At 59.0% G+C, this 20408-nt stretch carries 16 protein-coding genes; 6 read left to right on the forward strand and 10 right to left on the reverse strand.

The window, feature by feature from the left end; all coding sequences use genetic code 11:
* Positions 1 to 9: 9 nt before the first annotated feature.
* The 4 genes from DES53_RS06580 to DES53_RS06595 form a co-directional block, all read right to left on the reverse strand.
* Positions 10 to 1590 (reverse strand): DUF1963 domain-containing protein, encoded by a 1581-nt coding sequence (locus DES53_RS06580; protein WP_113957442.1) that lies wholly within the window; start codon positions 1588 to 1590, stop codon positions 10 to 12.
* Positions 1591 to 1805: 215 nt separating this feature from the next.
* Complete coding sequence (locus DES53_RS06585; protein WP_113957443.1) at positions 1806 to 2948, reverse strand: alpha/beta hydrolase; 1143 nt, start codon at positions 2946 to 2948, stop codon at positions 1806 to 1808.
* A gap of 117 nt (positions 2949 to 3065) precedes the next feature.
* A complete protein-coding gene (locus DES53_RS06590; RefSeq protein WP_113957444.1) occupies positions 3066 to 3698 on the reverse strand; it encodes a hypothetical protein in 633 nt (210 codons plus the stop codon).
* 95 nt (positions 3699 to 3793) lie between these two features.
* Complete coding sequence (locus DES53_RS06595) at positions 3794 to 5257, reverse strand: protein adenylyltransferase SelO (RefSeq protein WP_113957445.1); 1464 nt, start codon at positions 5255 to 5257, stop codon at positions 3794 to 3796.
* Positions 5258 to 5454: 197 nt separating this feature from the next.
* Between DES53_RS06595 and DES53_RS06600 the strand changes: the two genes are divergently transcribed.
* Positions 5455 to 7380 carry a DUF1592 domain-containing protein gene (locus tag DES53_RS06600; protein ID WP_245958107.1) on the forward strand — a complete coding sequence of 642 codons (1926 nt, stop codon included), beginning with the start codon at positions 5455 to 5457 and terminating at the stop codon, positions 7378 to 7380.
* Complete coding sequence (locus tag DES53_RS06605) at positions 7370 to 8752, forward strand: DUF1552 domain-containing protein (protein WP_113957447.1); 1383 nt, start codon at positions 7370 to 7372, stop codon at positions 8750 to 8752. The genes DES53_RS06600 and DES53_RS06605 overlap by 11 nt, the downstream gene beginning before the upstream one ends.
* A gap of 463 nt (positions 8753 to 9215) precedes the next feature.
* Here DES53_RS06605 and DES53_RS06610 read toward each other — a convergent pair whose 3' ends face one another.
* Both DES53_RS06610 and katG read right to left on the reverse strand, forming a co-directional pair.
* The gene (locus DES53_RS06610) at positions 9216 to 10244 is read right to left on the reverse strand and encodes a hypothetical protein (RefSeq protein WP_147263254.1); all 1029 of its coding nucleotides are present in this window, start codon (positions 10242 to 10244) and stop codon (positions 9216 to 9218) included.
* A gap of 125 nt (positions 10245 to 10369) precedes the next feature.
* Complete coding sequence (katG, locus tag DES53_RS06615) at positions 10370 to 12625, reverse strand: catalase/peroxidase HPI (RefSeq protein ID WP_113957449.1); 2256 nt, start codon at positions 12623 to 12625, stop codon at positions 10370 to 10372.
* A 499-nt stretch (positions 12626 to 13124) separates the two neighbouring features.
* On the opposite strand from katG, the gene DES53_RS06620 reads away from it, so the two are divergent.
* Together DES53_RS06620 and rlmN are read left to right on the forward strand one after the other, a co-directional pair.
* Entirely contained in the window at positions 13125 to 13922 is a 798-nt protein-coding gene (locus tag DES53_RS06620; protein WP_211325464.1) for a class I SAM-dependent methyltransferase, read from the forward strand.
* Positions 13923 to 14062: 140 nt separating this feature from the next.
* On the forward strand, positions 14063 to 15163 hold the full coding sequence (rlmN, locus tag DES53_RS06625) for a dual-specificity RNA methyltransferase RlmN (RefSeq protein ID WP_245958108.1): 1101 nt from the start codon (positions 14063 to 14065) through the stop codon (positions 15161 to 15163).
* Between the two features lie 60 nt (positions 15164 to 15223).
* Here the strand turns inward: rlmN and DES53_RS06630 are convergent, their stop codons facing one another.
* The 3 genes from DES53_RS06630 to DES53_RS06640 form a co-directional block, all read right to left on the reverse strand.
* Positions 15224 to 15553 carry an H-type lectin domain-containing protein gene (locus DES53_RS06630; protein ID WP_113957452.1) on the reverse strand — a complete coding sequence of 110 codons (330 nt, stop codon included), beginning with the start codon at positions 15551 to 15553 and terminating at the stop codon, positions 15224 to 15226.
* A 126-nt stretch (positions 15554 to 15679) separates the two neighbouring features.
* Positions 15680 to 16591, reverse strand: a complete 912-nt coding sequence (locus DES53_RS06635; RefSeq protein WP_113957453.1) for a GNAT family N-acetyltransferase — start codon at positions 16589 to 16591, stop codon at positions 15680 to 15682.
* An 18-nt stretch (positions 16592 to 16609) separates the two neighbouring features.
* Complete coding sequence (locus DES53_RS06640; protein WP_170156907.1) at positions 16610 to 17242, reverse strand: 2'-5' RNA ligase family protein; 633 nt, start codon at positions 17240 to 17242, stop codon at positions 16610 to 16612.
* 116 nt (positions 17243 to 17358) lie between these two features.
* On the opposite strand from DES53_RS06640, the gene DES53_RS06645 reads away from it, so the two are divergent.
* Positions 17359 to 18762 (forward strand): TonB-dependent receptor, encoded by a 1404-nt coding sequence (locus DES53_RS06645; protein ID WP_113957455.1) that lies wholly within the window; start codon positions 17359 to 17361, stop codon positions 18760 to 18762.
* 63 nt (positions 18763 to 18825) lie between these two features.
* On the opposite strand, the gene DES53_RS06650 is transcribed toward DES53_RS06645, so the two are convergent.
* Positions 18826 to 19299 carry an SRPBCC family protein gene (locus DES53_RS06650; RefSeq protein WP_113957456.1) on the reverse strand — a complete coding sequence of 158 codons (474 nt, stop codon included), beginning with the start codon at positions 19297 to 19299 and terminating at the stop codon, positions 18826 to 18828.
* A gap of 189 nt (positions 19300 to 19488) precedes the next feature.
* On the opposite strand from DES53_RS06650, the gene DES53_RS06655 reads away from it, so the two are divergent.
* A complete protein-coding gene (locus DES53_RS06655; RefSeq protein WP_113957457.1) occupies positions 19489 to 20226 on the forward strand; it encodes a rhamnogalacturonan acetylesterase in 738 nt (245 codons plus the stop codon).
* Positions 20227 to 20408 lie beyond the last annotated feature (182 nt).

Here is a 20408-nt window from a genome sequence, read left to right on the forward strand (position 1 = left end):
GAGCGCTTGTCATGAAGTCTCCAGGCTGACCTGGACGTTGGAGAAGTCCCAACGGCGCAGGTCTTCTTGGTGGATGGAGAAAGTCAGAGTGCCGGCGTCCCAAAAGCAAAAACCGACCTTGCCGTCCCAACCCAACTGCAGGAGCGGGACCCACTCGTGAGGCTGTCCTTTGCACTCTGCGGCTGCCCTTTCCCCGGCCGATTCGTTCTGGGCGTACGTGTAGCCATTGATGTGGTGATCCCACTGATTGCGCAGGCACTCACCATTGTCATAGAGTTCCTGGGCATGATCGCCTGTAACACCCTCTGGAGCATCGTAAGGCAACGAGAATGTGCGCGTGAATTCAACCCGATGGGGATTCTGCGTGTAGTCATCACCGGGACTGAGCATCACATCTTCGCCAGCGTGCCGAACGGTTAAAAGAGGAGCGCGAATCTCCTGAGTGAACAGAACTCTGCAGTTTTCGTAATAACCTGTATCGACAAAGAACGAGAGGAGCCCGGAAGGTGGAAGATAACGGTTAAGGGGCGCAATGTCTGCGAGATTTAACTGGGCGAGGAACGTCCAATATTTGCCGTCCGTCTTGGGGAAAAGGGACGCATCTGTCAATTCGGGGAAACCTCCCAAACGAGAGTTCCCTGACTGAGAATAGTCATCCGGGACGGTCGATCTAATCTCGATCGCCTCGCGGGCAACCTTCGCGATGGGTGCAGCGCGCTCGGCCAATCCAGCTTCTTGAATAGCAGACACGAGGGAAGGGTGCACGGGGCTGTCTGATGCCACAAAGAGCCGCATCTCCGCCAAGTCCAATTGTGGAGGTTTTTCGCTAGGGCGATAGGACCAATCCATGAAAAGGATGCGCTTCCCGGACTCAATGGAAATTTCCACCTCCGTCATCGTGGCAAGGCAGGCTGGTAGGGAATCGAAAGGATTGTGTTCAAGATCCAGATCGCGAAGACTTTTCAGCCGACAAACGGAGTCCGGAAGGCTTCGGAGTTTGTTGAAGCTCAGATTGAGGCTTTCGAGCAGGGCCAGATTTCCGATCGCCTCTGGAACCCGAGAAAGTTTGTTTACATCCAGAAAGAGACATTCGAGGCCTTTGAGAAGACCTATCCACTCAGGCAGCTCTTCGATCTGATTGTAGGAAAGGCCGAACACAGTCAGACGCGTTAATCTCTGCGCACAATCTGGAATGCGCCGCAGTTGATTCTGCAGGAGGCGCAGCTCCCTCAGGCTTGCCAGGGCATCCAATCCGTCAGGCAGTTGGAGTAGACCACAGTTTCCAATCGAGAGTGAACGAAGGTTTTTGAGCCCGAGGATGCTTTCAGGGAATGTGGGGACGTTGCACGCTTGCAGGTGGAGGTTCTGCAAGTCCTTCAGTTCTCCGAGCAGGGGGAGAAGCTGGCTGACGTCCGAGAGCGAAATGGAGAGTAATTGCAGATTTCGCAACTCGGCGACGCGGGACAAGAATGCTGCATCCTGACACTCGCTGGTATCAAAACGAATGACCTTGGCGGTGTTGCGAAGAGCTTCCTTTAAATCATGGAATGTCGGAAATTCTTCAAGTTCGTCGTCAGTGTAGAGGGCCATGAGATGGGGAGCTTTGAGGTTCCCGGCATCGAATCAGAAGTCGTGGTGTAGGACGAACTATTTTCAATGAGGTCTCCAAAAAGCACCGGCGCGCATGCCGCCGTTTCAAGAGTCAGCCCGAGCCGTGTAGTCATCGAGAGTGTGGAAACAGAAGGGAGGAGCAAGGGCGCCCTCCCTGGAATCGAACAAACTGGAGCTGATGGAGTGTCTCTGCCCTATCTTTCGGCAGGATACCCCTTCCACAACCACTCCAGCGCTTGAGGGAGGAACTGCGCCTTCGCGGGTCCAACGCTGTGGCCGGTATTCAGGCAGTACACATATTGGAAGTGGTAGCCTTTTTCCTTCAGGACTTTGGCCATGCGATGGTTCGCCTCCACCCAGTCGTGCATGTCGTCACGCATGACATTTGGATTCAGCAGGTCGCGATCGCCCACGGCCATCCAGATGCGGATGGGCTTCACTGGGCTCTCGGGGATGAGCTTGCTGTGGAAGTCCCACGCGCCACCCGGCGTCTCGGGATTGAATGGCCACTGCTGATTGACGAAGGTGCCGGAGGTGGTGAGTACGCGATGGTAGAGGTCGGTGCGATACCAGGCCATCGCGAGTGCTGCAGAACCGCCGGAACTGTTGCCCATGGTGGCCCGGCCTTCCGGATCCTTGGTGAGTTTCACGCCGTAGTTCTTCTCCACCAGAGGCAGCACTTCGTTTTCAATGAACTCAGCATAGAGTCCGGACATGGTGTCGTACTCACGTCCACGCTCGTGGCCCTGGGCATCGCCACCGCCACTGGAGATCATGATCGCGATCATGGCAGGCACACGCTTCTGGGCGATGAGGTTGTCCAGGATACGCACGAGGTTCATGTCGGGCTTGCCCATGCCGGGGCCATCATGCGTGACGATGAAGGGGGCTTCTTTGCCTGCCACATATTGCGCAGGTACATAAACGGTCACGGTGCGCTTGTAGTCGATGGGATGGGTCTCGACGATGAGGGTCTTGGGATTGTTCGGATCCACGGTGCCGAACTCGTTGCGTGCAATGCCGGGGTTGAAGAGCTTGCAGTCCTTGGAATCCATCTGGAACTGCTGCACCTTGCCTTGGGGTACGCCTTCGACAGCCTTCATCTCTGGTGCAGGAGTGTAGTCAGGACCGATGACGAAGTCGCCCCCGGTATCCACCGGTGGATTCACACCGGGTTTGCCATCCAGTCGCGTGAACTTCGGCGCACCCGGTGCGTCAAAAGGGCGGGTAGGAGGCTGGGGCCGATCAGGCTTCTTGGGTTGATTCTGACTGAAGACTGGCAAGGCAAAAGCCACAAAACCAAGACCGAGGCAAAGGAAAGAGCGATGTGAGAACATGGAAGACAAAAGTGCGTACGAATCAACGTGCCGAAGGGCACGTAGCGTTCAATGAAATGATCCGTGATTGCAATCACGGTGATTGCTCCACTTCCGTGAGCGCCGAGCTTGGAGGCTTCACTTCACCTCCACCACATCCACGACATTGAGCTGGATGAATTGGCCATTGAACGGCTGAGGGGCGGGAGCGACATCTGGCACGACAAGTTTCGAAAAGTTCGTGATCATGCGGCCGTTCTGACCGTTGCCGTGGAAGGTGAGGGTGGCGCCGCCCTCGATCTCTATGGTTGCGGTGTAGTCAATGGTGAAGATGCGGTGGCCCGTCCTGTCATCGCGATTGAAGAAGAAGTGCGAGGCAGGTGAGGAAACAGTGAGTTGGTAGATGTTGTAGGTGGCATTGTTGGGAGTGCCGCCGATGTAGAAGCGCTCGCCCTCCTGCTTGCCGTCCTTGTACATCATGGGCTCCACCACGCCGCGCACACGGAGCGTGACCTTGTATTTCTTGCCGGGTTCGCCTCCGAACTTTTTCACGTCGGTGAATTTGTCGTTGGTGGCCGGGTCACTGGTCGCGCGAGCCGAGATGCCATCTGCTCCGGGTTTGGGATTCTCCGGCATTGGGTCCTTGCAGGGGAACTCGTAGCGGTAGCCATCCAGCTCAGAGGCAATTTTCTTCAGGTCGTCGGCGGCCTGGGTGGGGATGGCGAGCAAAGCACTGGCGAGCAAGGAGGTGAGGAGGAGGGAGCGATTCATGAATGATTCGGGAACAGGGTGGAGAATTGAGCAGGTCTGTGAACGTCGTCCAGACTGGCGTGTTTTCGTGAGGACGAGCTATAAACTGGAATGGCTCACGTGCCACAGAACGTCTGATAGGACCCAGATCCCGAAGGAAGGGTGTAATCTTCCGGATGCGCCTGCGCGTGATCATAGGGCTTGGCCAGGATCGCCAGCAGGCGCTCCAGCACACTGAGGTCGCCTGTCTCCACGGCCGCCGTCAGCGCTTCCTCCACCTTGTGATTGCGTGGGATGACCGCGGGATTGTGACGCTGCATGCTCTCCATGACTTCGCTCTCTGACGGAGTTTGGCGGGTCAGGCGGTTTCGCCAGCGCTGGTGCCACTCGCGGTAGGCGGGATCGGGCGAATACGTGGCGGAGGATGCGCTGCTCAGGGCTCGGAAGGTATTCGTGAAGTCGGCTTGCGAACGTTGCATCCACTCCAAAAGGGAGTCTATCAACTTGGGGTCGTCGCTCTCCTCGGTGGAGAGTCCCAGCTTCGCCCGCATCCCCTCCAGCCAGTGGTGCTGGAAGCGCTCGCCGAAACGTCCAATCGATTCATTCGCGATATCGAGCCCCTGTTGCGCGTCCTCATGAAGCAGAGGCAGCAACGTCTCTGCCAGCCGGGCAAGATTCCACTGGGCAATCAGCGGCTGCCTGCCGTACGCATAGCGGCCCCCGTGGTCGATGGAGCTGAAGACCGCCGAGGGATCATAGACGTCCATGAAGGCGCATGGCCCGAAGTCGATAGTCTCACCGGAGAGGGCCATATTGTCCGTATTCATCACGCCATGGATGAAACCCACGAGCTGCCACCGGGCGATCAATGCCGCCTGCCTCTCAATGACGGCATCCAAAAAGGCGGCATACGGCTGTGCAGCGGTGGTGGCATCTGGGAAGTGACGCTGGATGGTGTAGTCCGCCAGCGCCTGTAGGTTGGGTTTTTCATCAAGGGCGGACGCGTATTCAAACGTGCCCACACGAATGTGGCTCGCCGCGACCCGGGTGAGCACGGCTCCAGGCAGCGGTGCCGTGCGATAGACCACCTCACCTGTCGTCACGACTGCGAGGCTGCGCGTCGTAGGAATGCTCAAGGCCTCCATGGCTTCGCTGATGAGGTACTCCCGCAGCATCGGCCCCAGAGTGGCCCTTCCATCTCCGCGACGGGAGAAAGGTGTTTGCCCTGAGCCTTTGAGCTGGATGTCAAAGCGCCCTCCACTTGGAGTTAGCTGCTCACCCAGCAGGATGGCGCGACCGTCACCCAGCATGGTGAAATTGCCAAACTGGTGGCCCGCATAAGCCTGAGCCAGCGGTTGTGCTCCGGGGGGCAGCGCATTGCCGGCAAAGGATGCGGGGTCGTCCAGCGACGCCGGATTCAGCCCCAAGGATGCTGCCAGGGGGCGGTTCAAGATGACCATCTCTGGCTGGCTTACTGGTCTTGGTTGGCACGCTATATGGAACACAGATGGTAGCTGCGCATATGAGTGCTCAAGACGCCAGCCGTGGGGCAGGGAGGAACTGGTAGAAGTAGCGGGCATGAAGAGGGGAGAGCGAAGATGGCCACGCGAGCTTCACGCACAGGAGCTCCCATCGCCAGTGATAAGCGTGGCACGGCGGGTGTCTTGCCTTGGAGCAGATAGACGTCCGGGCCAGCCTGCGTAAGCATCAAGCTCCCTGATGCAGACTCAAAAAAAGAATGAGAAACCCCCGACTTTTCCTCAGAGGCATATGGCCGATGATCCTCCTGGCGATTGCGTTCGCAGTGGCCATGCCCTGCCGGGCTGAAATCGCGCCCACTGCCGATGCGGATTTCGAAGCGCAGCAGGCGGAAGCGCGCCGGTCCTTCCGTGAGCACATTGTCCCCTTCTTCAAGGCGTATTGCACGGAGTGTCACGGAGACAAGAGGATGAAGGGCGGGCTCACGTTTTCGCCTGCGATCAAGAATCCGGGCAACGCCGCGGCGAGCAAGAAATGGAAGAAGGCCATCGCTAATGTGCGCGCGCATGACATGCCACCGGATGACGCGGATGCGCAACCCACGGAGGAGGAGCGCCAGAAGTTCCTGGAGTGGATGAACGGGATCAAATATCTGAGCCAGAAGGATCCTGGCCCCTTTGTCATCCGTCGCCTCACCAAGGTGGAGTATGGGAATACCCTGCGAGACCTCTTTGGCGTCGACCCCAAGATCGCTGAAGACCTGCCGGACGAAGTGGCGGGGGAAGGCTACCTGAATACGCTCTCCGCTCTGCAGTCGGAGCAGTTTCTTGGCATCGCCAATGAGGTGTTGCGTCAGGTCATGGCACCCCAAGGGAAGCCACCCACCGCTGTGCAGAAGCGCCTCTTCGGTGACCCGCCTGCTCCGGGAGCGGATCTTCGTGCGGAAGCGGGTAAGGTCGCCCGCTCACTGGCCCGCAGTGCCTATCGCAGACCTGCGTCCGATGCGGAGGTGGAGGTGCTGCTCGGCGTGTATGACCTCGCGCGGAAGAACAAGCTCGAACATCAAGCGGCACTCGGACTGGTACTCAAGGCGGTGCTGGTATCTCCGCAGTTCCTTTTCATCACCCCGGCGAAGGAAGCGGCTCCGGGACAAACCATGCTGCCGCTGGATGACTATCAGCTGGCGTCGCGATTGTCCTACCTCCTGTGGGCCACCATGCCGGATGCGGAACTCGCTGCTCTCGCCGATGCGGGCAAACTCCGCGAACCCGCAATTCTGAAAGCGCAGGTGAAGCGCCTGCTCAAGGATGCACGCTCGCGCGCTTTGTTTGATGGCTTTGGCTCGCATTGGCTGGGCCTCGGTGCCCTGGAAGACCAGACCTTTGATCCTGCGAAGTTTCCCCAGATGACTGCGGAGATGCGCAAGGCGATGTATGACGAAGCGCGTCTGTTCTTTGAGAGCATTGTGTGGGAGAACAGAAGCGTGGTCAGCTTCATCGACAGTGACTACACGTTCCTCAATGAAACGCTGGCGGCGCTGTATGGCATGGAGAAGTCGGTGTCCGGTGCTGAGATGCGCAAGGTGAAGCTCACAGATGCCAATCGGGGTGGCATTTTGGGCATGCCTGGTATTCTTGCGACGACCTCCTTCCCCAATCGCACCAGCCCGGTACGGCGTGGTGTGTGGGTGCTGGAGCAGGTCCTGGGGGAGCACATACCCTCCGCTCCGCCGAATGTCCCGGCTCTGGAAAAGCAGGACAACAAGACCGTGGCCAACCTGACCCTGCGTCAGCGCACAGAGCTGCACCGGACCGACGCCACTTGCGCGAACTGCCACAAGATTCTGGACCCCATCGGTTTCGGCCTGGAGAATTTCGATGCCATCGGACGCTGGCGTGACAAGGACGATGCGGGCGGCGCGATTGATGCCGCGGGTGAGCTGCCGGGCGGGAAGCTCTTCTCCACTCCAAAGGAGCTAAAAGGCATCATCGCTGCACGATCCGGGGATCTGGCGCGTAATTTTACCCAGAGGCTGCTGGCATACGCCCTGTGCCGACAGCTGGAAGGTTACGACGAAATCGTGGTGGAGCGCATGATGGAGACTATCGCAAAGGATGGCTACCGCATGCAGACTCTCATTGCCGAGGTCGTCACCAGCTATCCCTTCGTCAATTATCGCACTCAAGACCCTGCAGCCCCCACTTCCAAGCCCAATGCGAAATAACGCCCGCATCGATCGCCGCACCGCCTTGAAAGGACTGGGAGTGTCCCTCGCGCTGCCCTTCATGGAATCCATGGGCTTCGCGTCCGCGGTGAAGGGGAAGATGGCCAAGCCACCTGTGCGTCTCGGCTTCATGTACATGCCACACGGCGTGATCATGGACCAGTTCTGGCCTGCGAGTCCGGAGAGCTTCCTCACTACGCCACCGCCCGCTCTGGAATCCCTGCGCCCTGTGCTGGACCAGTGCCTCCTGATGAAGGGCATTTCAGGCGTCCCAATTTCGCCATTCAATGGTGCGCCGCATGCGCTGGAGCTCTCCACCTGGCTCACGGCCCAACTGCCCGATGCGGACCGTCGCAGTGAAATCAATATCGCCATCTCCGCGGACCAGATTGCGGCAAACTACGTGGGTGCGCTCACGTCCCTGCCTTCCCTGGAATTGGCGACGATGCCGCAGACACACAAGGAGAACCAGGAAGGACTGAACGAGGGCTACTACTCACATTGCAGCTATCGCTCACCGACCCAGGCGCTGCCTGCGGAAACGAATCCCCGCAGCGTGCTGAACCGCCTCTTTGGCAAGTCAGACAAACCCGGTCAGTCACTCCAGGCTGACCCGCTGGATCGTCAGATGCTGGATCTCGTGATCGGTGGTGCCAAGGATTTGCGCCGCAAGCTGCCGCAGATGGACCAGCACAAGCTGGATGAATACCTCGACAGCGTGCGCGCCGTGGAGCGTCGTATCGCGGCCATCGAGTATCGTCAGAAGGAAGCCGCGATGGAAAAGGCCGGCATGGCCTCCAGCAAGAGGAAGGCCTCGGATTCGCCTCCCATTGAGATCAAGATTCCTGTGGGTGACAAGCGCAGTGAGTACATGCAGGTGATGTGCGACCTGAACGTGCTGGCCTTCCAGACGGACACCACTCGTGTCAGCACGTACATCGGTTCCACGCCGAATGGGGTGTCCTATCCCGAGCTTGGTTTCAACGACACGCACCACTCGCAGACACACCATAACAACGAAGCCGTGAAGTCTGGCAAAGTCGCTGCGATCACCGCCTTCAATATTTCCCAGTTCGCCTACATGGTGAAGAAGATGGCCAGTCTCAAGGAGGGCGATGGCACCCTTCTCGACAACTGCATCATGATGTGGGGTTCCGGTCTCGAAGACGGCAACAAGCATTCCCGCGAAAACCTGCCCTTCATCATCGCCGGTAAAGGCGGCGGCACCATCAACACCGGAAAATTCCTGCCCAATATCAAGGGTAATCAAGGCGACCTGCTCACGACCTTGCTTGCTTGTGCGGGCGTGCCACTGGATCGTCCCATCGGCATCGCGACGAAGCAGATCTCGGAGATGAAGGTGGGGATTTGAGGTGCCGGTATTTCAATGGAGCGTGGACACTCTTGTCCGCCGTCCCTGACGTACCACCCTCTTTCAGCTGGCAGGCAAGGCCACATTCCACCACCTGCTCCAGAGGCATTGCCGGTAGGGCGTATTAAACAAAGTCGTGGCTTTGGATCAGGGGGGACTCGCGGCACCGCGACCAGCGGTCGCAGCCACAGGAGGACCAAGCTTGCTACTGCTGTATGGTGGATGGCTCAGACTGTGGCTGCGACCGCTGGTCGCGGTTGGGGTGGCGCGCCCCAAGACGAAAATGGCTACACTGCAACTTCAACCGCCAGTAGCTTCCACATGATGGAGGTCGCTACGCAACAGAACAGCGGACAAGAGTGTCCACGCTCCTTTGCCTGGTCCTCCGTTCCCTATACACAGACCTTTTTAACCGTTGATGGAGTAGGGCACTTTGACGAAGCCTCGAATCTCGTAGCAGAAGCTACTTCAGCCCACCTGGAATCTTCTTCAGCGCATCGTTGAGCAGCTTGTTGGCCTCGTCTTCAACATCCTTCACCTCGCTGCCCTTGGTAGGTTGGCTGGCGGGCGTGCCGGAAGTGGAAGAGGGTGGTGAGGACCAATCAAGGCCTTGGGTGAAAACCTTTGCGGTGCAGCCTTTGCCTTCTGGCTGGATCATGATGGTCAGGTCGGCTCCGTTGAGCTTGCGCTTGATGATGGCGTTGGTCTTGCCGATGAGGCTGCCGGGTTGGTCCTTCCAGCCCTGCTGTTTCAGCTTCTTGGAAAAGTCGGTCGCTACGGCGCTCACGCTTTCATCGGAACGAAACGTGATATGCCCCACCACTTTCTTGTACTCCACATCGCGTGCGGCGGCGGGTAGGGGAAGCTGGGCCACGGGCAACTGCGGTCCGGTGGAAGCAGCAGGCTTTTCGTTGTCACCTTCCTGCGCCATCTTCTTGGATGAAGAAGCAGGAGTGGCCGCTGGCTTTGGTTCCTCTTCTGTGGCGGCGAATGCTCCCTTGGGCAGGGGTGCCGAGAACGTGAGTTCGACGTCCCACTTTTGATCAAAGAATTCCTGCGTGCCGCCTGTGCTTAACGTTCCGGAGGCATGTGTCTCCGTCACCTTGAACTCCTTCATCTTGATCTTGCCTATGGAAGAAAAAGGAGATTTGGAGTGCGCGGTGTGAACGACATCACAGCCGAAGATGCCACCGTCTTTATGGACACTGATGACCAGCGCGCTTCCCAGCTTCTTGAATGCGGCATCAAAGTCCGGCTTCTTGGATGAGGATGGATCTTTCTCGGTAAACACCAAGCGGATGGCAGGCTGATCGCTGAAAGGTTCGCGAGTCTGCACCACGAGGTATTGAATCTTCCCATCCTTCCCGTCACCGAGGAATGTGCCTGAAACAACGGGCTTGTCCGGAAGCGTCTGCGCTTGTAGGGCGCAGGCGAACAAGGTGCTGACCAATGCAGTAGCCAGTCGAGGAAAAGGGGAGCGTAACGTCTTCATGATTCAGCAAGGCTTCGTGAAACCTCATTGAATTGCAAACGGATTCCGCCGTGCGAAACGAAAACGCCCCGGACCTGTGAGAGTCCGGGGCGTTGGATTCAACGATGAAGCAACAAGCTCGAAGTTTACGCCAGATCAAAGCGGTCCAGATTCATCACCTTGGTCCAGGCAGCGACGAAGTCCTGGAGGAACTTGTCCTGCGAGTCGGAGCACGCGTAGACTTCCGCCAGGGAGCGGAGGATGGAGTTCGAGCCGAAGACGAGGTCATTGCGGGTGCCGCTCCATTTGGGTTGGCCCGTCTTGCGGTCGATGGCTGCGAAGGCGTTGCCGCAGGGGGAGACGCCCTTCCACTCCGTGTCCATGCTGAGCAGGTTCACGAAGAAGTCGTTGGTCAGAGCTTCGGGCTTGTCGGTGAGGACACCGTGCTTCGAGCCATCGGCATTGATGTTCAGCACACGCAGGCCGCCGACGAGCACGGTCAGCTCGGGAGCGGTGAGCGTGAGCAGCTGTGCCTTGTCGATGAGTAGCGCTTCGGCAGGGATGCTGTAGCGGCCCTTCAGGTAGTTGCGGAAACCATCGGCAATGGGTTCCAGGACGGCGAAGGATTCCACATCCGTCTGTTCCTGCGAGGCATCGGCGCGTCCCGCGGTGAAGGGAACGCTGACGCTCTTGCCAGCATTCTTCGCAGCCTGCTCGATGCCAACGCCACCGGCCAGCACGATGAGGTCGGCGAGGGAAATCTTCTTGCCGCCGCTCGCAGCGCCGTTGAACTCGCTCTGGATGCCTTCCAGAGTCTTGAGAACCTTGGCCAGTTGCGGAGGATTGTTCACCGCCCAGTCTTTCTGCGGAGCGAGGCGGATGCGTGCGCCGTTCGCGCCACCGCGCTTGTCGGAACCACGGAAGGTGGAAGCCGAAGCCCAAGCGGTGGAGACCAACTCAGAGACGGTAAGACCGGAGGCGAGCACCTTGCTCTTCAGCGCAGCGACATCCTTGTCATCCACGAGCGGATGATTCACTGCGGGAATGCAGTCCTGCCAGATGAGTTCCTCAGCGGGCACTTCCGATCCGAGGTAGCGGGCGCGCGGGCCCATGTCGCGATGCGTCAGCTTGAACCACGCACGAGCGAAGGCATCGGCGAACTCATCGGGGTTCTCCATGAAGCGGCGCGAGATCTTCTCGAAGCCAGGGTCCATGCGGAGCGCAAGGTCTGTGGTGAGCATGGCCGGAGCGATGCGCTTGGACTTGTCATGCGCATGAGGCACGGTGCCAGCGCCGGCACCATTCTTCGGCTGCCACTGCTGGGCGCCTGCGGGGCTCTTGGTGAGTTCCCACTCGAAGCTGAAAAGGTTCCAGAAGAAGTTGTTGCTCCACTTCGTGGGCGTGCTGGTCCAGGTGACTTCCAGACCGCTGGTGATGGTGTCGCCACCCTTGCCAGAGCCGTAGGCATTCTTCCAGCCAAGGCCCTGCTCTTCGAGGCCTGCGCCTTCGGGATCAGATGCCACATTGTCCGCGGGGCCTGCACCGTGGGTCTTGCCGAAGGTGTGACCACCGGCGATGAGCGCCACGGTCTCCTCGTCATTCATGGCCATGCGGCCGAAGGTGTCGCGAATGTCCTTCGCGGCGAGCAGCGGGTCGGGATTGCCATCCGGACCTTCGGGGTTCACGTAGATGAGGCCCATCTGCACGGCGGCGAGAGGATTCTCGAGATTGCGGCTGTGGACCTTGCCATCTGCCGTGTCATCAGACACGAGCACCGCGTGATCTTCCACCACACCGGGGGAGCCATGCGCGTAGCGCACATCACCACCGAGCCAAGTGGTCTCGCGGCCCCAGTACACGTCGTTGTCCGGCTCCCAGGTGTCTTCACGTCCACCGGCAAAGCCGAAGGTCTTGAAGCCCATCGTTTCGAGCGCGACGTTGCCCGTGAGGATCATCAGATCCGCCCAGGAAATCTTGCGGCCGTACTTCTGCTTGATGGGCCAGAGAAGGCGGCGTGCCTTGTCCAGGCTCACGTTGTCGGGCCAGCTGTTCAGCGGGGCGAAGCGCTGCTGCCCGCGACCGCCACCGCCACGGCCGTCACCGGTGCGGTACGTGCCGGCGCTGTGCCAGGCCATGCGGATGAAGAGGGGACCATAATGGCCGAAGTCGGCGGGCCACCAATCTTGCGAGTCCGTCATCAGCGCGGCGAGATCCTTCTTCACCGCAGCGAGGTCGAGCGTCTTGAACTCTTCCGCGTAGTTGAAGTCCTTGTCCATCGGATTGGTCTTGGACGAGTGCTGGCTCAGCAGGTCGACGCGCAGCTGGTTCGGCCACCAGTCGCGGTTCGTGGTGCCTCCACCGGCGGTTTGGTGAAGGACGGGGCATTTGGCTTCGGTGCTCATGGTTTGGCTTGTGTGGATGGAAGGGTGAGAAGTAGGAAAAGAAAAGAAGAGACAAAGAACGAGCGGACACTTTTGCAAACTCAACGCAGTGACGCAATTGATGAAAAGATTCCATGCAGACTCTTTTGTGAAGGCAGCACAGTTTTTGAGGAGCGGACCGCCAACTTGAAGCAAGGCTGGTAGAAGTAATCTAAATAGTTCCTATTGTTACCATAGGGTGTGTCTATGGTTGAAAAACACTGGCTCATGTCTGTCTGGGAGGCTTGGCGGGAGTGCGGCTGAGGTTGGGAGCCGGGCAGCCTGCCATTGCATAAGCCATCATCCTGCGACACCGTGTCTTGTGTTTGTGCCGCCGCTTCATGATTCCCGTCCCGCCTCGCCTGATTCATCCCCGACATGGTTGACCCCTGACCAGTGTAAGAAACTTGAGGAAGCGGGGACGACGGCACATCGGCTGGGGTCTGGTCCGAACGGGTGGGTGGAGCGCTTGGGCGATGTGGTGAATATCTCCTACAAGAGCGAAACCGCGCTGGAGGAGCTCCTGGCTGGGTTGGCTGAACAAACCGCCGCGTCCGGTTGGAAGCCGGAGCGGATCTTCACACGGTTCCTGCCGCTCAAGAATGCGGATCGTATCGCGCCGGTGTTGCACAGCGGGGATGCGTCGTTGCCGTGGACCCTCGTGGTTACGGAAGGCGGGGTTCGCTATGGCATCGACATGGCGGCGGGGTACAGCCATGGGCTTTTCCTGGATCAGCGGAAGAACCGCGCGCGGCTCAGGATGCTGAAGCCGAAGCGGGTGCTGAACACCTTTGCCCACACCTGTAGCTTCTCGGTGGTGGCGGCGCTCGGGGGCGCAGAAACCTTGAGCGTGGATCTCTCCCGCAAGTGGCTGGATCGCGGCAGGCAGAACCTTCTGCTTAATGACATCCCGGACACGGGGCATCGCTTCCTCGCGGAGGACACGCTGGAGTTGCTGCCCAAGCTGGATCCCCGCAAGGAGCGGTTCGACGCCATCATCCTCGATCCCCCGACCTTCTCACGCGGCAAGAACAACCGTCGCTGGCAGGTGGAGAATGATTTCGAGCAACTGCTGAATGCCGCGCTGGAGCTGGCGATGCCGAAGTGCGCGATCCTCATCTCCACGAACTGCACCAAACTCGATGCCGCGTCCCTGGAGCGCCGCGCGCGTCGTTGCGCGAAAGAGCAGCGTCTCGTGGCCGATTATGTGCATGGGCAGTCGCAGATTGACTTCCCGCCGGGGCATGGGTCCAGCACGCTGTGGATGATGGTTCGGTAGGAAGCTTCAAGAGAATGCAAAATGAAAAGTGGAAGATGAAAAATGCAAAGTGAGGAGGGATGAGTCGTGGGAGCCGGACTCACTCCGGGTTTCACGGACTTTGAAACTGGGCTGGAGATGCTATGCTGCGCATCCCCATCATGCCCGCTACTGCCACTGCCTCGCGTTCCCTGCCAGACCTCTCCACGGAGGAGTTGACGGCATGGATGACGGCACAGGGCTACAAGGCGACGCATACGCTCCCGGTATTGCGGGAGGTGTATGGGGCGAGGGCCGGGGAACACGTGCCCAAGGACCGGCTGCCGGCGGGGTTGATGGAGCACGTCACCTCCACCTTTCCCAGAGTAGCGGCCAGCCTGGCGAGGCGTCAGGTTTCTGAAGACGGCACATGCAAGCTGCTGCTGCGCCTGCCGGATGGGCGCACGGTGGAGTCCGTGCTGATGCCGGACTACCATGCCGACAGGGCGGCGGGTTGCATCTCCAGCCAGGTCGGGTGCGCGATGGGCTGCGACTTCTGCGCGACGACCCAGACGGGCTTTGAGCGCAATCTCACTTCGGGTGAAATCGTGGAGCAGTTCCTCCACCTCCGGCGTGAGGCGCAGGCGACGGGGCGCACCCTGCGCACGGTGGTCTTCATGGGCATGGGGGAACCGATGCTGAACCTGCGCAACGTGCTGGAGGCCGTGCGACGCATGGCTGACAACAAGCTCGGAGCCCTGGGTTGGCGGCAGGTCACCATCTCCACCGTGGGCATCGTGCCCGGCATCGATGAATTGACGGAGGCAGACCTTGGCGTGCATCTTGCGGTGTCATTGCACGCGCCGGATGATGAGACACGTGCAGCCCTGCTGCCCATGGGGAAAAGGTTCGCGGTGCAGGATGTGCTGGCTGCGGCGGATCGATATCAAGCGCAGAGCGGACGCATCACCACCATTCAGTACTGCCTGCTGGAGGGCGTGAATGATTCGCTGGAGCAGGCTCGCGAACTGGCCCGCTTGCTTCAAGGCCGACGCATGCATGTGAATCTCCTGCGCTACAATCCCACCGGCTTGAGCTTGAAAGGGCGCACCTATGCGCCCAGTAGCATGGAGCAGACGGAATCATTTCTCGCTACGCTGCGTGAGCACGGTGCTGTAGCGCATCTGCGACGAGCACGAGGGCCGGATATTGATGCGGCGTGTGGGCAGTTGAGGAGGCGTGCTGCAGAGCAGGGTGGCAAACTGGCCGGTGCGGCGTCTTGATCCTGACGAAATGCCTACTCGGGTGGCAACACCATGTATGCATCTCAGCGGTGGAGCGAATCACCCCCCGATCGCCAGCCACTGGAACTCCACTCCGTACACCCGGGTGCCAGCCCAAGTGGTGATGGTGGCATGAAATCCTCCGGGGCCGATATTTTCCGCCTTTAGCGTGATGCGTGCGCTATCACGCTGATCGATGTCGAACCCGGTGAGCCCCAGGTGCACAACGGGCGGCGCTGAAAAGGGGGCGTCAAAGGTCACCTCAACTGGGAAAGAGCAGATGCGCGGGGCATCGGCGCTTGCATCATCGATGTGATTCAGTTGCCAGCCCTCCGTGAGGACACCGACGGAGACTTGAGCGGAAAGGACCTTCCAAGGTGAGTTTTGCATAGGGCAGGGACGGATTGAAAGCAGATCACCTGCCAGAGTCACATTCTCTATGACTACAATTTCGACGGAAATGCGGTGGCGCCAAGGAAACCGGTATGTTTCTCTCAATTCGATGACCTGTGCTGGCTATCCCAGCTCAAACGTCGTCACGCCATACACCCAGTCGAGTCGCACCTGAGGAAAGGGGCCCGTATACATGCGCGCCGTGGCGAAGACTTCGCGCATGCCGTAGCGGGCGACGAGGGCCTTGGCCCCATCGTTCGGTTCGGCGATATCAAGCACGAAGGAGTCGCCCGTGGGAATGCGCTCCACCAGTCCGCGAAAGAGGTCGTCCGCAGTATCCGCGTCTTGAGCGAAGAGGGGGCCGATCTTCCAGCCACGTGAGCACTTGCGAATGACCCCGTAGCCCCGGACTGCGCCAGACGCGGAATTGCCAGCCTCCGCTGCCGCCAGAGCAAAAGCATCCGGCTGGTGCAGCCATGCTTTGAGAAACGCGCTGCGTGGTGCCGGGAAACACATCCGATCCAGTGCTTCGATTTGTTCTAGAGATACCTCGCAAGCATCGTGCAGTGGCTTGGCAGGGTTCCAGTTGGTGGCTTGTTTCACACCTTCATAGCGTGCGTTGCGGTAGGCATATACGCGACCGATTTGCTTGTACTTCTCCACATTCTCCAGCACGCCATCGCCGCCCTGGGTGCAGCCCTCCAGGTGCTGTCGTGCCGCTTCATGAATGGCCATGCCGTAGCCGCGTCCTCGGAAAGGTTCCAAGACTATGTAGCAACCAAGGAAGCCGAAGGTATCGTCGTAGCGCACTCCGCTCACGGCGGCGATGGGTTGGCCATCGAGTTCGCCCACCAGAAACCCATCCGGGTCGGCCGTGATGAAAGTCTCTGCATCATGCAGCCCTGGGTTCCAACCTGCGTCACGCATCCAGGGAATGGGCACCGCTGCAAGGCCTCCGGCATCCAGCTTGCGGATGCGATAGCGGCCGGATGCGAGATCCCGTGCTGCGTCGGAGTTGGTGGCGAGACGTTTCATGCGAGAGAGGAAGATGCCTCAGCCAAACAAGTCAGGGGTGTGGAGTGTCGGTGATTCTGAACCGCAGAGTTTCCACGAGGCAAGATGATGGTGACGTGTGGCACCCACCTCGCTGTGTATCAATCTGAATTCGTCGGCTTTCCAACGCACAGGTGCAATGGGTGCTTCAGCGACGTCTTGCCTGTCGTACATCAGGGTGAGGTGAGGCTTGAACTTGCGCCGGCTATCTTTGGGGAGTGGGACTGCCCTGGCCAATTCGCTGACAAGCCTCTTCTGAAACTGGAAGAGGGCGGGATTGTGTTCCTCGTTTCCGGCCAGGACCAGGGGATGATTTCCCGAGGGCTTGCGAAAGCTAAGGACACGGTCGAGGTGGATTTCGAATGGAGCGGTCTGCCTGGCGAGCGTCGCACATGCTTTCGTTGCACCCGAGACCAGCGCGTCCGGCACTTCAGGAAAATCGCCGAGCCACTGTAGCGTGATGTGGAAATGAGTTGAGGGGCGCGGTTGGGCTTTCAGTCCATACTGCTGGCGGAGTGCAACTGCGAGTTCTGAAATGAGATCGATGGTGCTGAGACTTGGAATGAATGCCAGAAACAGGCGGTTGATGATGGGAGGGCTCACTGCGGCGATGAGTTTTGTTGGCGCTTTCACGAACCCATGCGAGGGGCACGTTTCATCCGAGGGATGATTGGGCTTCGGACATACCGTGTCAAACACAAGGGGAGCGATCCCTTGGCGGCGACGCAAATTGCGCTTAAGGTGTGGGCATGAAGGAAGAGGAGCTGGATACCCACCACAAGGCGCTGAAGATCAATCTCGACAAGCGCTGGTATGGAACACTCGCGGAAATCGGCGCAGGGCAGGAAGTGGTGCGGTGGTTCTTCCGCGTGGGAGGCGCAGCGGGCACCGTGGCAAAGAGCATCTCTGCCTATGACATGGTGGTGAGTGATGCCATCTACGGTGGCACGGAGCGCTATGTCTCTCGCTCCCGCCTCCAGTCGATGCTGGATCACGAGTATGAGCTGAATGTAGAGAGGCTAAGCGACAAGCGAGGGGACAGCACAGCCTTCTTTGCCTTTGCGGATACCGTGGTCGCCCGAAGCTTCAAGGGTGGGAACGAATGCCATGGCTGGATGGGTCTGAAGTTCCAATCCCGTCCCCGAGACGAGGCCAGTCAGATCTGCATCCATGTGCGCATGCTGGATACCGAGGCTGCGCTGCAGCAGGAGGCTCTCGGCGTGGTCGGAGTGAACCTTCTGTATGGGGCTTTCTTTCTTCATCATGATCCTGACAAACTGGTGGAGAGCTTGCTGGACAAACTGACCGTGGGCCGAATCGAGATCGATGCCATCGAGTTCCAGGGAATTGAATTCCGCGCGGTGGACAACCGGCTGATCAGTCTCAAGCTCGTGCAGCTCGGCTTGAGCGGCGCTGCCATGTTCGGCCCCAGGGGTGAGGTGCTGCAGCCTTCCGATGTTTTGTACAAGAAGGCGGTCATGGTGGAGCGCGGCAGCTTTCGCCCACCCACGCATGTGAATCTCGACATGCTGGAGTGCGCGTTGGAGAAGTTTCAGCAAGATCCTGCCGTGAAGGGCAAGGAGGTACTGCCACTGTACGAGCTCACCATGCGAAATCTGATATCGGAAGGAAATGCGGTGGACCGCCGGGACTTCCTGGCCCGTGCGGACGTCCTCGCTGCCTGCGGGGTGAATGTGCTGATTTCGGATTACTTCGAGTACTACCGGCTGGCGGCGTACCTCGCCTGGCGGACGAAGGAGCGCATTGGCATCGTGATGGGTGTGCCGAGTTTGACTGAGTTGTTTGAGGAGAAGTACTATACGCAGCTTCCTGGCGGCATCCTTGAGTCCTTCGGTCGTCTCTTCAAAAATGACCTGAAACTCTACGTGTATCCCCTGCAGCGCGATGCCTCGGATTTCCTGACCACCGTGCAGAACCTGGAAGTGGCTCCAGAACTGAGAAAGCTCTACGGCTATCTCGCGGATCGCGGCAGCTTTGTGGAACTGGACAACTACAATCCCGAGTACCTGAAGTTCTTCTCTCGAGATGCGTTGAAGAAGATCGCGGCGGGTGATGAATCGTGGAGAGAGATGGTTCCACAAGCCGTCGCTGATATCATCGTGCAACGGGGGTTCTTTGGGTATAGGGCGTAGAGGGGTGCGACTGGGCAGGGACTTGGTCGCATGGCCACACCCAGCCGCACGGCTATATTCCGATCAGCCCTGATCCGGAATCTCCGGCTCCACGAGCAGCTTCAGGAGATACAGTGACTCCTGCCAACCGAGGTAGCAGGCTTCTGCAGGAATGAACGCGGGCACACCTTCCTGGGTGATGTGAAGCTCCGTGCCGCAGGTGACCTCTTTCAGGGTGATGGTGGTGATCATTTCGCCCGGCATGTTCGGGTCGTCGAACTTGTCGGTGTACTTCAGCAGTTCATTCGGCTTCAGTTCCAGGTAGGTGCCACCAAAGGAGTGGCTGTTGCCTGTGTTGAAGTTGGTGAAGGACATCTTGTAGGTGCCTCCGACTTTGGCGTCGATTTGGTGGACCTTGCCGGTAAAGCCGTTGGGGGCCATCCATTTTGCAAGAGCGTCAGCGTCAGTAAAGGCCCGGAAGACGCGCTCGGTCTTGGCGGCAAGCACGCGGTGAAGGCGGATGGTACTGGTGACGGGTTTGGTGCTTTCTTTGGACATGGTGGTATTTGGTTTGGTCTTGGTTCGGGATTCATACTCGTGACGAACGGCGGACGCGGCTCAGGACATGAGAGGTGAAAAAAATGTCCTCGGGGACCGAAATGGTACTCTCTCAGCAGAAATCGAGGACAAGATTCGCGGAAACGAAATCGTTACTGGGAGGTCGCTCACGCTTGCATCATCACCTCCATGTTCCGCAGAACTCTACTCAGTCTGGCTCTCTGCTCGCTGGCCACGGTTGCTCATTCGAACGCAGCCGAATCGAAGCCTGTCGCTTCCCAACAGGGCGACAAGGCTTCCTCACAGATCCGGGTCGTTCTTGCAGGTGATTCCACCGTCACGGATACTGCAGGGTGGGGTGCAGCTTTCGCCAGGCTGCTGAAGACAGAAGTGGAGTGCGTAAACCTCGCTTCCTCAGGCCAGAGTTCCAAGAGCTTCCGCGATGGCGGAAGGTGGAAGAAGGTACTGGAGGCGAATCCCACGTTCGTGCTCATCCAGTTTGGTCACAATGACATGCCCGGCAAGGGACCCAACCGCGAGACCGATCCCGCCACGACCTACCGCGCCAATCTCATCGCATGCATCAGAGAAGCACGAGACATCGGTGCGCAACCCATTCTCGTCACTTCAGTAGCGCGGCGTGTCTTTGACAATGGAAAGCTCCGCGGTGAATTGAAGCCCTATGCCGAGGCGATGAAGCAGGTGGCAGTGGATGAGAAAGTGCCTCTCGTGGACCTTTTCTCCCGTAGCATGATACTTCTTCAGGAGATGGGCCCAGCAAAGGCTGATGAGTTCAATCCACCGCATCCCAAACCAGGGACAACCGACCGCACGCATCTCAATGCGAAAGGCGCTGAGGTCTTTGCCGCCGTGATTGCGGAGGAGCTGAAGAGGGTGTCACCAGAGGCAGGGAGGCTGCTTCGGTAAGGGGAGGCTGTGGCGCCTCCTTCTGCCCGGATCGAGGGTAATCAATCCGCCTTCTCATCAGCACTGTCATCTGTCGGACCAACCGTGGGAGATGGCGGTGGAGCCACGCTTTCGGCTCCACTGGATGGAGTGCTTTTGGGTGCGGACTTCTCGGAGGGAAGTGAAGCGCTTTTCTTTCGCCC

The sequence above is a fragment of the Roseimicrobium gellanilyticum genome (genome assembly GCF_003315205.1).
GTDB classification, from domain to species: Bacteria; Verrucomicrobiota; Verrucomicrobiia; order Verrucomicrobiales; family Verrucomicrobiaceae; genus Roseimicrobium; species Roseimicrobium gellanilyticum.

What these genes read in the sequence shown, in the direction of transcription:
- DES53_RS06580 (WP_113957442.1), bottom strand. Translation starts at nt 1,590, where the DNA reads ATGGCCCTCTACACTGACGACGAACTTGAAGAATTTCCGACATTCCAT.
- DES53_RS06585 (WP_113957443.1), bottom strand. Translation starts at nt 2,948, where the DNA reads ATGTTCTCACATCGCTCTTTCCTTTGCCTCGGTCTTGGTTTTGTGGCT.
- DES53_RS06590 (WP_113957444.1), bottom strand. Translation starts at nt 3,698, where the DNA reads ATGAATCGCTCCCTCCTCCTCACCTCCTTGCTCGCCAGTGCTTTGCTC.
- DES53_RS06595 (WP_113957445.1), bottom strand. Translation starts at nt 5,257, where the DNA reads ATGCCCGCTACTTCTACCAGTTCCTCCCTGCCCCACGGCTGGCGTCTT.
- DES53_RS06600 (WP_245958107.1), top strand. Translation starts at nt 5,455, where the DNA reads ATGATCCTCCTGGCGATTGCGTTCGCAGTGGCCATGCCCTGCCGGGCT.
- DES53_RS06605 (WP_113957447.1), top strand. Translation starts at nt 7,370, where the DNA reads ATGCGAAATAACGCCCGCATCGATCGCCGCACCGCCTTGAAAGGACTG.
- DES53_RS06610 (WP_147263254.1), bottom strand. Translation starts at nt 10,244, where the DNA reads ATGAAGACGTTACGCTCCCCTTTTCCTCGACTGGCTACTGCATTGGTC.
- katG (WP_113957449.1), bottom strand. Translation starts at nt 12,625, where the DNA reads ATGAGCACCGAAGCCAAATGCCCCGTCCTTCACCAAACCGCCGGTGGA.
- rlmN (WP_245958108.1), top strand. Translation starts at nt 14,063, where the DNA reads ATGCCCGCTACTGCCACTGCCTCGCGTTCCCTGCCAGACCTCTCCACG.
- DES53_RS06630 (WP_113957452.1), bottom strand. Translation starts at nt 15,553, where the DNA reads ATGCAAAACTCACCTTGGAAGGTCCTTTCCGCTCAAGTCTCCGTCGGT.
- DES53_RS06635 (WP_113957453.1), bottom strand. Translation starts at nt 16,591, where the DNA reads ATGAAACGTCTCGCCACCAACTCCGACGCAGCACGGGATCTCGCATCC.
- DES53_RS06645 (WP_113957455.1), top strand. Translation starts at nt 17,359, where the DNA reads ATGAAGGAAGAGGAGCTGGATACCCACCACAAGGCGCTGAAGATCAAT.
- DES53_RS06650 (WP_113957456.1), bottom strand. Translation starts at nt 19,299, where the DNA reads ATGTCCAAAGAAAGCACCAAACCCGTCACCAGTACCATCCGCCTTCAC.
- DES53_RS06655 (WP_113957457.1), top strand. Translation starts at nt 19,489, where the DNA reads ATGTTCCGCAGAACTCTACTCAGTCTGGCTCTCTGCTCGCTGGCCACG.